This window comes from Thermopirellula anaerolimosa, assembly GCF_054657335.1.
Genome location: NZ_BAAHYX010000007.1, coordinates 1 through 16673, shown reverse-complemented (window position 1 = coordinate 16673; position 16673 = coordinate 1). Strand labels below are relative to the sequence as shown.

Sequence of the window (16673 nt, the reverse complement as noted above, 5' to 3'; positions counted from 1 at the left end):
AGCGAGACTTGTAAACTCCGTGCCATACGATGGGTCGCAGATCCGATTTCCGAAATGCGTTCTTATGTCTGACAGACTACAACGCGTGTCGTCTTCTAGCGCTCCCGTTTTTGTGATTCTAACGCGTTGGTGATTGCCTTAATGGCATAATAGGCGTGCACGTGTTCTGGCATCGGGAAGCTCCAGTTGTACGCACGCTTATAGTCTTCAGGCGGCGCCCGGCTGGCGCGCATGATCTTCTCTAGATACGGGACTGCATCTCTTGCCGCAGCACCGCAAGTACTGAGTGCCCTGATGGCTTCGATCCGCCGCGCGGTATTGGGACTCTGCAACTCGCGAATCAGCCATTTGACATGTTCCTCAGGAGAGTCGCCAACCTGTACCAGCAACCCATGGCCAAGAGCAGGGGGGATCCAACCTGCTTGCAGGCTTCGCCGGAGCACGAAAACCGTACGCCGGTCACGCGGCGCCAGGCGGATCATGTCATTTACGACCAGGGGCACGAATACTGTTGGGTCATGTTTGGCAAACTCGGCAAAGAGGTCATCAACGGCCTTATCAAGCGTGTCCTTTTCCATGCCAGGATGTACCTTCCGGAAACGCGCCAAAGCCTCTCGCATTTCTGGGGTTATTGCTTGTGTAGGAGATCCTCCTCTTGTTTGCGCGAATCTCACAAGAGGCATGTGTTCGTCGGCAGCACATGTGAAGATCACAGTCAGTACAACTACTTGCATGCTCATTGCAGGGCTTGCTCCTGTCTGTGTGGAATCCGATATTGCCAATATGTGTCCTCGGTTATTGGTAGGTGCAGACCAAGTCGGACGTGGTGCTGGGATCGCCGTCACTCACCGGTAGTGGTGTAAGCCGCATCTCATTCCCCACAACAATGATAGTGCCAGCAAGCGCTGCATCCTCGTAGTCTTTCAGATCTATGAATGGCCCCAGGCCGTAGCTCGGATCGTAGTACCTAGCGTTTGCCCAGACAATGTAATGGTTGGAGAAGCCCGCCGGTGGATTAGGTGATGTGCCTTGACCAGGTACGCCGGGCGCATCAGCCGCTTGGTTGGAATTAGGATCAGGAGTTGTGGCTGACGAACCATCAACCCCTGCGTCCAGATCGATGATAAGTTTCGGATAGCTAGTGCCACTCGTCGCCCAATTCTTGATGGCGAAGCCATGGAACTGCTGCTTTATCCTGACAGCTATGATCTGCGTAGAGTGCCCGTTAATCGCCCCTATCCCCTGAGCGTCCAGCACGTCGCGCATGAATTCAGCCCACGCATGGCATTGGCCATTTCGGTTTGCAAGTAGATCGGCGGTTCCGGTCCATGGGCACCGGCTGGGATCATTGAAGTCGTCATCAATCCCAGGATCATACATGCTGTTGCCGTTGTTATCTCGAAAACCGTAGTAGGTCAACAACTGCCCGTCAGCACGTTTGACATCTAGCGTACTAAACGAGTCCGACCAAATCTCGGCAAGAACCATGGACTCATCTACACCAACTGTTCCTCCTGCACCATCTGCTGCTTGGCATCCTACGTACAGGCAGGTCTCAAACGGGGCGGCAGTCAACGGATCGTCCCAGGTGACGTAGGCCGTGTTGACCGAGCTGCCGACGTCGAGCCACGGGCCGCCGTCCAGCGATACCTGCCAGTTGAGCACAATCTCCGTGTTGCGGATCACGTCGGGAATCGCCTCAGGCGAGTTGAGGTTCATCGCCACGATCTGATCCCCACTGATGGTGGCCGCAGTTTCCGGCAGCGTGATTGTCTGAGCGCCTATCGTACCGTTGGCCCGAACCATCACGCTGGTTGCTCCCAGGTTGCCCAGCAGTCTTATGTCGACCTGTTCTACCCGCACGTGCACATCGCCGTGCGGGCCGCTCCGCGTGTAGCAGACCGGCAGGCGATGGTCGTCCGGGGCTCCTTGCAAAGTGCCATCCGGACTCGGATCGACCCATTCCACGTCATCGTATACGCCGCCGGTGTCACGAGTAATGTCGTGCTTGCGGGCTGCATCGGTTGCTTCCAGGTCCACACTGGCCAGACCAAAATCAATGACCGTAACGACCACAGTATCGCTGGCGAGAACCTGGCCCTCCGGACTAAGCAACTCCCAGGTGACCGATTGGCGACCGGTGGCAATCCCCTCAACGTAGACACTGCCCGGGAACGGGTCGCTGGTTGCCCCGGCCGGAATCGCCCACTGGTACTGGTTGTATCCAGTACCTTGGACGGTTGCCCCAGCCGGAAAGTTCCGCTGCTGGTCGCCGCGATTCCAAAGGCTGCGATTGACGGCGGCTCAAAACTTTGCGGATGCCGGAACTGTCCGTTACTACCGCGCCGAATCCCAGCCACAGTCTGCCCCGTGCCCTTGCTGCAACGGTCAACCAAGCATCCTGTGTACAATCTCCACGCCAACAGTGACGAGCAGGAAGACGCTCACGAAAAGGTCTACCAAGGCGATAAGCCAAAACAGCAGCCGATATGGGAATCGAATGCGAATTGCTGCAACGACGGCTGCCAAGGTCCCCACAAGCCCGATCACGGTGGTTGCACAGAATGCAGCCACGAACCTCCGGCCTGATGGATCAGTCGCATCCCCGTGAACTCCCCAGAGTTCCAGTCCCATCCACTGCGTAGCAATTAACAGAAAGAAAGGGGACAGACTAGCTGTCCACACTGCCAACCAAGTAGGCATTTTGCGCTTCGCGCTAGGTCCCATAGTATACTCCGCTTGTGGACTGCGGAAGATGTAACCGCGTAACACGGCCGCGCTAGCGAGCTACCCGTGCTTCGAACCCATTCGAGATCGTTTGGATTACCAAGGGATGCAAATCGATTGAAAGGTCACCGCTATGCTCAACCCCCAGAGCGCTGCGATCGTATTCCAAATCGCCCGGCTGCAGGTTCTCTACAGGGCCACCCCGCAACCACGAATTGGTCTGATATTGATTCAGAAAGAATGACGCTCCTGGAGGGCGGCGGGTTTCGGGAGTCACATCAGAGTAACGGTTGTTTCGAACAGCATCGAGGTACGACGCGAATACGAGTTCATAAGGTTCCACAATCGTACTTCCGTCGCTTGCCCCGTAGTTGTTATCAAGCCGCCACGCAACATGGTAAACGGTCCCACCGCCATGACTGTATCCCAACAACGCAACCTGAGTTACCCCACGGTGATTAACAGCGTGTACGATCTCGTCATGCGCTGGGCCACGCCCCCATTCGTCGGCCTCGTCCGCTTGCCACCAGTCATGGCCGTCATCCCACACATGAACGTCATAGCCATCCAGTAGCAGTTTGATTACCAGGTCGTTTAGGCCTGGTGACTCTGCCGGGTCGCCAGCCGTCTCATGCTCTCCGACGAAAGCGGCAGTCACACTCTCGAACGGCCTGAGCGTCAGATACTCGGTCAAAGCACGATACTCCTCGGTGGTCGCATCGTCGAGCCAAACCTCAGCGATCAGGGTAGCAGCGGTGTCACTGTAGCTGGTCCATTCGACCCAAAGGCTTTGGTCACTCGTAAGCACCAAGCCGTCGCCTGTCGTGTCCAAAGGCGAGCCGCCTTTTGTGGGCGAACTCCAAAACCTAACATCAGGGGAATTGCATTTCACAAAGTAGGTGACTCCGGAAGCAGGATAAATGTCGACATCGATGCGGATGAGGTCGTTTTCTCCAGGGACCGTATCGCTAATGAACCAGTCCCGCGCCCCTCCACCATTATCATAATCTCCATTGCGCCTGATGCCAACGCCATTCTCCTTCCACTTCTGCATCGGGATGGGCATAGGCGCAATGTGACGCGTGCTCGGCGTATATGGTGTTAACACCATACCGAACGTGGAGCACCGCACAGTGTCTGTGTCGATTGCGGTGTATGCCGGGTCGCTGTTTGGATCTTGTGGAACATTTGGCTTTGCTACAGTCCAGATCATTGAATCGACCAAGGGGATTTCCGGGATTCCCTCAACATATATTGTATCTGGACAAAACAGCAGACCGTTAGTCACAAACCACCGGTAAATCACCTTTTCATGGCCTGCTTCAACAATTGTCATCACCTCGTCCGGAGCAAAGACGGGATCAGCCGTGATAGGCGTCTTTTCCGCATCAGCCCAGTAGTTTAGGCCGCGTCCGACGGTCACTTTTAGTTCGAACACCAACCCATCCATCCCACATAGATCTTCAAAGCCATAATCAAGCACAACCTTAAACAATTCGTCATCTGTGAACGGAACCCACGCACTTCCATCCGGATAATTGTAGTCGGCGTTCTCCACATAGTCCTGAATGCCGTTTTCGTTGTCATCGTCACTGTTGACAACGAGCAATTTACCAGGACGATCGGCTTGATTTTCGATCTCCTCTTCCCCGTCGCTGCGGTCGATGACGCCGGTGTTGTCGCTGTCGGTGTCGATGTCCACTGAGGGGATGATGGTCAGCACCGAGGTGCGGTGATCCTGGACGCCATCGGCCGGGTCGTCGTTGGGATCATTGTCGTCCGGTAGCGGCGTCCACAGGCCCGTGTTGTTCGGGTGCATGAGCACCAGGTTGCCCGACCGGTCGTCGCGGAACTCGAACGTCTCGGCAATCCCCGAGTGGGGATGCACGGCCACGATGAAGTTGTCGCCATACCGGGCATCTTCAATGGCCAGGTACGCCTTCTTCATCCAGTGGCTGTTGGGTGAGGGGCCTTCGGTGGTGAAATCGAGGCTGAAACCCGGAAGCCCGCCGCCGGCCGCTACGAGCGAGGCGGCGTTGTCGCGGATCCCGTGACCGGTATTGGCCGGTGGAGCAGACGGAACGTTCGCTACGGTGTTATCCGGATCGAACCAGACCAGGTGGACCGTGCCGACCATACCTTCAGGCACCGGAGCGCCCAGCTCGACTTTCACTCGCACCGTGTTGTGGTCGATCGGCTGCGGAACGACCGGATGCTGGGCGTAGTCGGGATAGACCAGATAACCGTCCTCGCCGGTGGTGAGCTTGGCCACGCCCGTGGAGGTCCCGTAGTCGGTCACCTCGATTTCCCGCGACCAGGAAACCGGATCCCACTCCACGAGGCTTACATACGTGACCGCCACTCGAGGTTGGTCGGCGTTGTACACCACCTGGGGATTGCCCGCCTCGTCGAGCGTTGTCTGGCGGTGGAGGCCGACAGCGGCCGTGTTGAGCGTTTCGAAGTAGATGTTCTGGCCGCCGAAGGTAACGACGGGACTGATCGGCACAACGCCGGTGCTGCTGGGCGTGCCGTAGGCCCAACGCTCGCGGCTCGAATCAACTGTTACCGAGGCGAAGGACCAATCGGCGGCGGTCACGAGCCCGTCGAACGTCGTTTGCGGCAGCCAGCGGTAGTCGTTACACTGCCACAGCAAGGCCCAATCGTCGCCGGAATCTTCCGGGGCGTCCCAGGTCGTTTCGCCCCAGGCCTGCTCCTCGACCGTGTAGCCCTCCACGGCCACGACATGGACCAACACCGTCCAGGCGACCGGCAGGCCATCGGCATCCTTGCCCACGACCGTGACGGCGGTCAGGCCGGCAGAGGTGGAGCCCTGCGGGACGGAGATCGTCAGGCTGCCGCCCTCCAGCGAGGCCTCCACCAGGGCGTCGGACCCCGCCGGTGCTCGCAGCGTATGGCCCGAGCCGGCCCCGCTTGGCACACTCACCGTCACCGACTGATCGCCGCTTTGATCCGTGTCGTACAGATCCAGGACCACCACCCCGGGCATCTCCGTCTTGTCGGGCCGCGGGCCGCCGGGTGGCGGCGTCGTCAAGTTGGCCAGTTCCTCGATGGCGTCCTCCAGAGCTTGGTTTAGCCGATCGCGGTCGCGCCAGGCTCCCCACTCGGCGAACACCACGTTCTGGGGCAACTCGGGGGACCCGTTGCCGTGGATGGCGTTGGGCTCCCGGTAGCTGGTCAGCCCCACCACTTGCGCCGCGGCGGGAGCCTCCGGGAGCGTGGCGAACGGGGCCAACTGCGGGCCGAGATCGTGGGCGGCAGCCAGCGGTGAGGGTGAGATGAGTCCCCCGCTGGGTAGCCGACCGATGGTGCTGTTTGCCGAAGTATCACTGGTGCGACCGATGGGAACGTAGGTCTCGAAACCGTACAGGCCGCCGCAGCCGCACCCGCAACCTTCTCCCAGGCCACCGTTGAGTTTGCCCGTCTGCGTGGGGTAGACGTAATCGAAGGCATAGGGCGAGGTGTAGGTCGGCCAGCGGAAGCCGATATAGTCAACCCACTGGTCGTAGGAGCTTCCGCACCCGCAACCACTGGCAGTGCCGGTTACATGGTTGTCGATTCCACCGCTGAGGGAATACTCGTCGGGGACCGAGTCGTAGGACTCCGACCAGCACCCGGTCCAGTCGTACTGGTCGCTTTGCGAGCTGCCACCGCCGCAACCGCAGCCGGAACTCCAGTAACTGGTGGCCTTCGAGCCAGCGCCACAGCCCGAGCCCGACTGTTCGTAAGAGGTGAAACGGCCCGTCCAAAGGGTCGGCCAAGCAGAGTCGGAGAAGGAGTGCCGCTTGGTCAACACGTTCTGCCAGGAACTGTTCTCAGGCCACGAGGCATGAGAGCTATAGGAGTAGCCACACCCGCTGTAGCTGTAATCATCCTGGTAATCGTGTACGTGCGAGCCGCGGGTGGCCTTCGTCGTTTCCGCATCGGCGTCGTAGTCGCTGCCGTCGTACTGCCAATCCACCGCGCGCACCTGATCGGCATGGACACAACCCGACTCTTCGAGGCTCATCGTGCCGTTGCCGCCGGCGTACGACGTGGCGCCGGTCTCGCCATTGTAGTCGAAATCCTTGACCAGCCACTGGGCGGCATGCCCGGAAAGGTCGAAGGCGATCCGGCCGTTGGGCGTGATGTGGAAGCCGATCGTATAACGGTTGGTCTCGATCAGAGACTCGCCATAATTCTTGACGCCCTGGAGCGTGGCGAGCCCTTGCCTGACATCGAACTGGTAGTTACCCGATCCTTCGATGGTGTGATCGGCATAGAACAGACCACCACCTTCCCCGGAGACGCTAGTGAATTGCCAGGCGGTCGAAGACGTACCCTGCGGTTTGGCTTCGCTGAAGGTCAAGCTGTAGAGCCACGTGTCATCACTGCTTTCGGTCTCTGTTCCGGAAAGCGTGGTGCCTCCTATAGGCGCGCCGGTCCAATCGCGCTGGCGCTGGTGGTCCACGTGCCATGTTTCCTGGATCGTCCCTGCACACCTGCGCCGATGCCGACGCAATCGAACGTTCCATGGTCCACGTGCCATGTTTCCTGGATCGTCCCTGCACCGCTGCCCGAGACGGCCCACCCGGCGCTGTCCCAAATGCCCGGAGAGGGAATGCCGCCGTCGCACCCGCAGCCGCTCGACAAACTGGTGGGACCGTCGTAGATCGTTCTCGGGGCAACACTCTCGTGGCTTGCAGGTTTGGAGTAAACGAGATTGCGACTCGTTTCAAATTCCTCGGCACGAGAATAGTTGATCGTTCCATCGTACGCCGGAGAGCCTCCTCCACAACCGCAGCCACAACCACAGCCGCAGGACGCTTCAGGGGTGTAGGTGCCACATCCCGTGGAGCTGTCATCGATCGATTCACAGCCCGTCCCGCTGTAGGTGTAGTCCCAGCGGCTGTTGACCCGATCGAATTCTTCCTCGATCGTGAGTGTTCGCGCGAAGGAGCGATCCAGCGTCCGATTGGAGGATCCTTCCATCTGCTGACCGTCGTAAGTGATGTTTTCGGTTCCGGAGGTCGTTTCGCGGGCAGAGTAGTCATTCCAGAACCGCTCGATGCCGCTGCCGTCGGCGAGTTGCCAGACCTCCACCCGATCCAGGTAATAATCCTCATGGTCCAGGGTCGACTCCTCTGGTACGATGGCCCATCGCTCCCTGCGCGAAGTGGACCACCCGTCGGTCTCGTCGAATTCAATGGTCCGCTCGGTGACGCCCGGCTCGCAGCCCGAGGACGCCTGTTGGGGAGTGTCGGTCCAGCGGCGCGTGGTCATCTCCCTTGAGGCGGACTCGTCCAGCCATCCCGATTCGTGTCGCCAGAAATGGGCGGCACCGGAGCCGCACCCGCAGCCACATCCGCAGCCCGTGGTCTCCTGTACCAAGGTGAACGATATTCCGGTCTCTTGGCGGAAGCTGCTTTGATCGCTGTCTTCCCGCTGGAAGGTCACTTGACCATAACCGCAGCCACTATCTCCGAATCCGGCATAGAAATCCTCGATCTGGCCGGAAGCGCTGCTGGCGTTATCCAGCCTCAGAAGAGCCCGCTCGATGGCCGTGCCTGCCAGGATGCCCGGCTGGTTGGGATCCTCCCAGACAAAAGCGTCCCACCGGTACCAGTAGAGGCCGTCGCGCTGGGTAATCTGGCCCGACATGGGCCCCTGCGTGTACTGGCCGCTAGACGTGTCGCTGTAGTAAATCCATTCCGTATTGTATAGCACCGGAGTTACATCGGTTACCTGCCACATGCGGTCTGCGGGTTCGTAGTCGGTGATCACCGCATGGCCGCCCCCGATCCGCCCGAATTCCACGATCGAGCCGTCGATGCTCCAGCTCTGATAGTCGGCCCCGCTGCCGCTACTGCCGCTGATCGTGTAGGTCCCCGCGCCGTCATAGGACCGCCCGCTCGATTCGGCTTCGATTTCCCTGCCCGTGCCTGCGCTCAAAACCCAAACCGATTGGCCCTCGATTTCGGTCAGCGTGCGAGTACCGGCAAAGTCGTACAGTTTGAACTTGCCCTCGTACATTCCGATGATGCCGCTCACCGTCCCTCCGGTGATCGAGCGTGAGTATTCCATGTCATCCGTCGTCGTATTGACGTAGCGGTAGCCCGACTCGCTAAATTCTTCCGTGCCGCCATTGACCCACTGGCCGGAAGCATCCACCGTGGACTCCACGGTCCGGTGGGACCAATACAGCTCCACCACCCCCTCATCCCAGCAACCCTCGATGACCTCGTCGTCCTCAGGCCCGGGGCCGTTGAGAATCGTCTTGACGTAAGTGCCGGAGGCAATGTCCCCGAACTCAGTGGACTCCAAGACCTGCGTCTGGGAATAGCCGCTGCTGAGCACCCACACGTCGTCCTCGGGGTCCTCGGGGTCGCCGATGTCAAAGGTCTTCGTATATTCGTACGAGTCCTGGTAGCTGTACTGAGACGATTCACTCCATGCTCCCTGGCCGCTCCGCTCCAGCTGAATGCCGCCGGAACTCTCGAATGTGCTGATCGTATAGGTACCGCTGTGGCTACTGTTCTTGGTACTGGTCGTTTCGCCCGACAGCGTCATCGCGCCGCCGGCCAACACCCCCGACAAGAAAACCATTTGATACGCTTCCGTTTCGGTGGTTTGCGTTTGGGAGACCGTGTCGGTCCCCCAAGAGTCGGTCCCGTCGGCTGCGGTACGGATGGCCTCCTCGGTGGTGGCCTGCGTGCTCCGCGTCCCAGTCCTGACGGAATCCCATACGCCGCCGCGGAGTACCGAAAATGCCGTGTACTGGTGGACCTGCGTGGTCTGACCGGTTTCACGGACGACTTTGTCAGCCTCAGGCCATGAAGCCCATGTCGCATCCTCCGCCGTCGTCAGGCCGGTGGCGGGTGACGACGCCTCGACAACCGGTCCTTCGACTGGCAGCGAGGGCGTACTCGTCAATTGGTAGTCCGCCGTAAGGATCTCACTGCCGCTCTCCTGCCGCGTGCCTTCGCAGATCCACTCGTCCTGCTCCGGCAGGAAGGAATAATCGAAGCGCGTGATCACGAACGTGGCCAAGCGTTCGGATGTCTCCTCGCCCCCCTGGAGCATCTGACCGTCCTGAGTCTCGCTGCGAGGGCTACTGCCTACCGAATCCGTCTCCAAGACCTGGTTGTGAATCTCGAGCGCGCGGGCCGCATCGGCCGAGCCGGCGGCCTGATAAGCGACGATCGTGGAGTCGATGCTCACCGTATCCACGCGACCACTGAAGCGGGCTTCGGCGATGTCCACAGTGCCGGCAACCGCGGACGGCACGCTGCTTGTGTCCAGTGCGCGTGACGTGTAACAGTACGACACGACACCGTCCACCGCAAAGGCGTCGATCCGCGTGATTCGTTCTCCGAAATACCGGCTGCCGAGCGAGTGGAACGAATAAGAGCAGTAGACCAATTCGCTGTAGTAGCAGTTGCCTTGCGCGTCCTCCGCCGAGGCCACCTCGCAACTGACGGTGATCACACCGGTTCCCTCGCCGGCATCCCCTGTCACCGCAGGCAAGCAGCCGATGGGGAAATCCCAGGAAAACGATCCCACGAAGTCCCCTTGCAGCGAAGGCACAAACATCGACGTTGGATCAACCTCCCATTGACACGCCCGCAGGATTTCTCCCCCGTCCACCGTCTTTGCGGCCGAATACGCATCGAAAACAGCCGCCCGCGAGCCCGTGGGGGCAAGTGCGCCTACTGCCGGACTTGCCCCGGGATCGAACTCGGGCAAGACGGGAATGACAACCGTGGCGATCTGCGACGCCCGCCCGTCCAGAGTGCTCACCGCGCACGTGAACTCGTCGAACCCCAGGAACCCCTTCTCGGGACGATAAGCGAAACTCCCGTCCTCCTCGAGGGTCAACGAACCGTGCCGCGGGCCGGTATCCAAGGAGACGACCAGCCGCTTCCCTTCGGTGTGATGGGCACCGTTGAGTGCGTTTCCGAGAAGCTCCGATTGCCGGTGTGGGTACATGGGGAACCAGCCGCCCGCAGGCGAAATACCGCCGGCCGTCTCACTGCCAATGGTGCGAACCGGGTCAGGTGACGTTTGAAGGAAATCGGCCGAAGCGTCAGGAGACAAAACGAAGCCTCCTGGCTGGAGGAGTAGGCCGTCGCCAACGGAGGGTTCGTCCGAGAGCGTAATCGAGGACATACCCTCAAGAGGTCGACCGATACTGCGGTGTAGTGCAACGTCGGCGCCGGTTCGATCACCAATCGTCGGCCCTATTGCACCCGGGGCGGCAATCGCTGGGGGACCAGCGGGTACGCCGCCGGTTGCCGGTGACGCTCCGGCCGCAGGGGAAGAAGCTCGCTCGGGAGTCGCTGCCGACGACAGGGAAGCTGCCGGGGTAGGCCCGTCGTCGGACAAGGTCACAAGCGGGCGTGCGGAGGGCGCTATCGGCTTCGCGGCATGCCGGGCAAGCGGACTGCCGCTCGAAGTGCTGGATGCGCTCCCGGTTTCTCCACCACCCACCCCATCTGCCCGAAGAGATGGCACAAACCAAGAGCTGCCCCAGGCGGCGGCCGCCGGGACACGAAAACCCCCGCCTAGCCCCGCAGAGCCACCAAGGCCCAGGCCCGCCATCTGGACCGAAAACCCTTCACCCAATCCGAATTGCAAGGGACGGCCCACTTCGGCAGAGCCAGCCGAGACAAAGAGACTTTGCGCATCGTCAACCGCCCTGGCCGGACCGCTCCCTTGCCGGCCCTCGAAATAGGACCGCCCGTCGGCACTCGTGTCCAGCGATTTGGAACGAAAGACGGAGAGCAAGCTTCGCCGCTCGTGCGAATCCCAGGAGAACGCCTCAGCCGGTGAGGCTCGTTTGCGAGGGCCGCTCGTCGCCCCATCCGTGTCTTCGCTGTAAAGGGCCGCCCGGCCCGTGTCGTCGAACAAATCTCCCAAGAGAGCCAGCCCGACCACGCCCAACACCGACGAGCTGACGGGAATTCGCTTTTCCAGCAACTCCAGACTGAGCCGCTTCGTGCGACCCTTCGCACTCCCCGAGACGCAGCGGCGCCTTCCGGCTACCGTGCGGATGCTTCCAAGTGTCCGCATAGTCTCTGCCCTTCCTAAAAAGCAACTCGATCATCCGCTCCCAGCTAACGTTCCGACGGGCCACCGCCGGGCCGTCACGTTGCGGCGGCCATCGCGGCACCTGCCGCCGGAGTTCTCTCCATCGCACTTTCGAAGAAACGCTCGTACTGGCCGATCACCCGCTGGTCGTCGAACACCGCCTCGGCCCGCTGGCCGATCCACCGTACCAGGTGCTCGCGGTACTCCGGCTCGGTGCCGATCCTGACCGCCTTGGCCACGTACTCGTCTCCGTCCCATACCACCAATTCATCCTCCATTCCCATCCGCCGGTACAGGCCCGCGGCATAGCACTGCACGGCCAACGGCCCCGGCTGCGTGAGCACCGGGACACCCATCGAAAAGGCGTCGTAGGCCGTCAGGCAGCTGGCGTATACAGGCGTATCGAGCACCACAGTGGCCAACCGCAGCAAACGATAGTATTCCGCCACGGGCATCGCCGACCGGAAATAAACCCGCCGAAACACGACCCCCAAGTTCCCCTCCATGCGGCGGCGGAGCTTCTCCGCCAGCCGCCCGTCGGGGCCTGCCAGCAGCACGACAAACCCCCGCGGGTCTGCCTCCAGGATGTCGCGGAGAAAGAAATCGAACTGCGGGCAATATTTCGGCAGCCGGTGGGGGCAGAAGTAAAAGGCCCCCTCTCCCGGCAACCCGAAGTGGCCCCGGCCGACGTCTTGCGGCATCGGTTGCCGCGACTGGAACATGGGGAACGTCTCCAGCAGAATCAGCCTCTCGGTATAATGCTGGGCCGAATCCACCGCTTCTTCCGGGCATTCCATCCAAGGGGAAGAGATGTAGTAATCCACGGCCCGCACGCCGCTGGTGCCGTGAGAACCGCAGGAGACGCATTGAACCGGGGCCAGCCGGGCCATGGGCAGGAAATAGCTCCAGGGATCGGGGCCGACCTTCCAGTGGTAAATGATGTGACACCGTGTCTCCCGGACGGCCTCCACCGCCTGATCGAACCGCCGGGGAAAACTCACGTAGCGGACATCGTCGCGGGCGATTGCGGCTCGAAACCGGCCCACTGCCCCCTCCGCGCAGAAGATCGCCACTTCAAAGCGGTGGTCCAGCCCGGCGACGATCTTCGACATGCCGCGCAAGAAACCCCCTTCGTGCCCGGCGGTGACCAGGAAACCGACGCGGATCTTACGCCCCCCGCCCGGCTGCAAAGCCCGCTGAGGGAATGCCGGCTCGAACCGCGCCGAGAACAGCTCCTTGATCTCCCGGCAACAGCGCCCCAGATGCGGCAGGTTGAACGAAGGGGTGTAACCATCGAAAGGGAGCACCCGCCAATCCAAAGAAACCTTCTCTTCGAGGGCTTCGAGCAAGCCTTCCTGAAGCCCCTGCCAGTACTGCTCGATATCCTCTTCGCAATCAAAGACCGTCGGGCACACCCCCAGGTACTTCCACCTCCAGATCGCCCGCTCCGGACACAGCAAGGCGGCCCTGCGGTAGGTCTCCTTGGCTGCCTCGACCTCTTCCAGCTTGGCATGGACCGCGCCTAGGGCCAGATGAAGCTGTACATCCTCGGGCCGGCGGGCAATCGCCTCCTGGAACGCATCCTTTGCCGCCTCGAACTGGTTGGCTGCCGCCAGCGTCTCCGCCAGCCGCTTGTGGCCGCCGGGGTACTCCGGGGCAAGCTCCAATCCGCGACGATACTGCGCCACCGCCTCGGCGGCACGCCCACAGGCCTGATAGAAGTCGCCGAGCCAGAAAGTCGCGTCCGCATGGTGCGGGTTCAAAGCCAGGGCGCTTCGCAAGGAGCGTTCGACAAGCTGGGGCGCGAGATGCAGAAGGTACTGCACATGGCCCAGATTGGCCCAGGCGTCGGCATAGTCTTGATTCCTTTGCAGGGCCCGATGAAACGCCGCTTCCGCCTGCCGATACTCTCCCACTTCCTTGAGCAAGGCCCCGTAGTTGTTCCAGTAAACCGCCTTGCTGTCGCAAAGGGTCAGCGACCGTTCCAGTTGCTGCCGCGCAGCCGGATAGTCTCGCCGCACAAGACTGATGACCCCCAGAAAATGCCAGGCCCCGGCGTGATTCGGCTCATGATCCAATATCCGCCGATAGGTCCGTTCAGCAGTCTCCAGATCGCCCCGCTGATGGGCGCCAAGCGCCTCTTGGAAAGCTCGCTCAGTTTGGTCGGCTGATGCCTCCTTCGGCACCTCTTGGCGAAAGCCTTGAGGACTGCCCGCCGTTGGCTTGGCGTATCCCAACCTTTCCGCCAATGGTTCCACCCATTGGGCGATCGCCTCGTAATACGGGGCGGCCAGTTCTTCATCGGGAATCGGCCACCCGCCGGGGTTGCTGGCCAGGGCATCCCGTGACAGTTGGACCCCCAGGTACTCCTCTAATTCCCCGAGCGCAACTGCGCCGCCAATCAAATCCTCGTAACGCACAAAGTGCGCCCCAAGTTCCTCCGCGTGCTCCAGGAAACCCGCGGTGAGTTCCGCCCAGTTCCGGGCAAAATGTTCGGGCGTCACAGGACGATCCGGCCAGCGGTGAAACCAACGCACGCCGCGCCTCTGGCTGATCGTCCAATACGAGCGAAAGGCGTGATAGGGGTTGCGCGTGAGGAAGACCAACTTCGCCGGGGGAAAGAGCCAGCGGAAGAAAAAGGCGTGATCGGCCGACAGCCGCACCGTCTTCATCCCCCAGCGGGCAAATCCCGCCTCCGCGGCCGGTTGGGCAAACAGCCTCTCGAAGAAACCCACATAAGCCCGCACCAGGTCTTCCGGCGACGGATATAGGTTCTCGATCGGCCCGCACGTCCGCTCGACTCGCCCTTGTCCGCGAAAGAAAAAGGATTCCTCCGGCCAGAAACCGGTGATCCTTCGAAACAGGTCGGGCACCGAATCCAGAAGACCTCCTTGACCGAAGGGCTCACCCCAGATCAGACAATCGCCGGAGAGCATCCTCTGCAGAAGAGTTGATCCGGTACGCCACCCCGCAGCCATCAGAAAAATGGGCGACTGGTGGCTCGGACTTCTCGCCCCGGGCCAGCGCCGCTGGAAGGCCTCTACCCCTGCCCGCAATGTCGGGACCCTCGATATGCCCTCCTGATGTGCCCCTCCACCGCGAGACGCTCCCTCCTGGGCCGCTTCCCCGGCCCGGTGCGGGCCGTGGCGGCTGCGTTGTGCCGTCAGGTCGGGTACGCTGCTGCCCATCGTCCCCTTCCCCACACTTTTTGGCCATATGGCTGGCGCGGAAATTCCTCCGCCCTGGGCACCCGAGTGGCCGCAGTACGGTTCAGCGCGGGCGCCAACACCGCCAGCGAATATTCCCGTATTCCGGGATTGCGCCGTCTAGTCTAAGTCTGTGTGTGTGTGTGTTGTCAAGTACCCCCTCCAAGATTTTTTCGCCTACCGGCTCACATCCCTCGTGCCGGCCGGTCGGCAGTGGGGGATGATACCCAACCAGAGCTGACATTTTGACGGGCATCTGTCACGGGGTTGTGCGGATTGCCCCCTACGCTTTGGAGTCGATCGAGTCGGCGGGGTAGCGGGAGATGGACGGACGACAGTGGCCCAGATGCTTCGGCCGACGCGAGCAGAACGCCTGGGGAATCCTGCGAGCGGCCGCCTCGAGGGCTGTACTTACGACGCCGTTGCCTGGGGCGGCGTTGCCCTCAGCGCCAGTCCGTCCCAGCAGGCCGACCACCGCGGCGTGACGCAGGAGATGGGGGCGATGGTCTCCTCGCCTCGCCGCTCGTAGCCGTCCTTGCCGAGGGCCGAGATGTGCCGGGCGCCGGGGTAGGTGTGCCAGCGGTAGATGTAGGAAGGAAGGGAAAGGCAAGAAACGTCACCGCCGTCAGGGGAAGGCGCTGTATCGCTGGCCACGGGGGAAACTGGGGCTTGATGGGAAGAGGAAGCTTGGGAGCGTGGTTGTACTGGCTTTGCACTGGGAGTGGTGGCAAGCTCGGTCAGTCCGGATGGGGTAACCAGCTCACTCGGTGATACTGGTTTGAAGCCGGCCTTCTTCAGTCGCCCGGCAAGGGCCTGGTCCTGACCGGATTGCATGGCGGGATAGCCCCCTACGGCCAGAAATGCTTCGCGGGTGAAGCCCCACGAACCGTGGAACAGCCCGCCGGTCGTCTTACGCTGCAAGTGCGTGCGGCGGTCGATCCAGACCTCCGCGGGCCGCGACCAGGAGATACCGGCCGCGAAGACCTGCGCCATCGTCTCCAGGTGCCAGGGCAGATAAATGTCGTCATCGTCCCACACGGCGTAGGCGTCCACATCGGGTGACACCAGAGCCGCTGAGGCGTTCCGCTTCTCACCCAGTGTGCGGAAGCGGTGCCGGGTGGTGACGAGCTTCACCCCGGGCAAATGGTCGCAGGCCGCCGGGTCGTACTGCCCGGCGTCGTCGAGGATGACGAGCTCTCGCAGCTCGGCCGGGTAGGTCTGACGCAAGAACGACTCGACCGCCTCGGCCAGCTGGGCCGGCCGGTTGAACGTCGCGCACAAGCAGGCGATCTTCATCGGGGCTTGGGGCATGGGACTTGGGGCCTGGGGGCGGATACTAACCAAGCCACGGTTGCACCTTCCGGTTGCCGATGCAGGCCCGGCAGTACCGGTCCATCTTTTGTCGCAGGGGCAGCAGCGCTTCGATGAACCCCGGCTGGAGCCGGCATCGCGGCGTCTCGTGGATCGGCGTCCCCAGGGCCATCGGAATGGCCGGCGAGTTGCAGCAGGTATAGACGTGCCAGTCATACACCGAGTATCCGGGCCCCACGCAGTCAGCCGGCAGGGTTTCTTCGCCGCGCGGCCCCATAGGCAAGGCCCAATGCTTGCGGGAATCCACCACGCGGACCTTTGATCCATAACGGGCTCGGAACG

At 61.5% G+C, this 16673-nt stretch carries 7 protein-coding genes; all 7 read right to left on the bottom strand.

Going from position 1 to position 16673, the window contains the following annotated elements; all coding sequences use genetic code 11:
- Positions 1-95 precede the first annotated feature (95 nt).
- Positions 96-740, bottom strand: a complete 645-nt coding sequence (locus tag ACYQ6J_RS17745; RefSeq protein WP_460185568.1) for a hypothetical protein — start codon at positions 738-740, stop codon at positions 96-98.
- 55 nt (positions 741-795) lie between these two features.
- A complete protein-coding gene (locus ACYQ6J_RS17740) occupies positions 796-2115 on the bottom strand; it encodes a hypothetical protein (RefSeq protein ID WP_460185567.1) in 1320 nt (439 codons plus the stop codon).
- Between the two features lie 664 nt (positions 2116-2779).
- Positions 2780-7195 carry a hypothetical protein gene (locus ACYQ6J_RS17735; protein ID WP_460185566.1) on the bottom strand — a complete coding sequence of 1472 codons (4416 nt, stop codon included), beginning with the start codon at positions 7193-7195 and terminating at the stop codon, positions 2780-2782.
- Positions 7153-10713 (bottom strand): Ig-like domain-containing protein, encoded by a 3561-nt coding sequence (locus ACYQ6J_RS17730; RefSeq protein WP_460185565.1) that lies wholly within the window; start codon positions 10711-10713, stop codon positions 7153-7155. The genes ACYQ6J_RS17735 and ACYQ6J_RS17730 overlap by 43 nt, the downstream gene beginning before the upstream one ends.
- A gap of 1157 nt (positions 10714-11870) precedes the next feature.
- Positions 11871-14792: a tetratricopeptide repeat protein gene (locus ACYQ6J_RS17725; protein WP_460185716.1), complete on the bottom strand. Its 2922-nt coding sequence runs from the start codon at positions 14790-14792 to the stop codon at positions 11871-11873.
- Between the two features lie 639 nt (positions 14793-15431).
- On the bottom strand, positions 15432-16364 hold the full coding sequence (locus ACYQ6J_RS17720; protein ID WP_460182146.1) for a glycosyltransferase family 2 protein: 933 nt from the start codon (positions 16362-16364) through the stop codon (positions 15432-15434).
- Positions 16357-16673, bottom strand: a 317-nt coding sequence (locus ACYQ6J_RS17715) for a hypothetical protein (RefSeq protein ID WP_460185564.1), incomplete at its 5' end; no start/stop codon positions are given. The genes ACYQ6J_RS17715 and ACYQ6J_RS17720, both read right to left, overlap by 8 nt.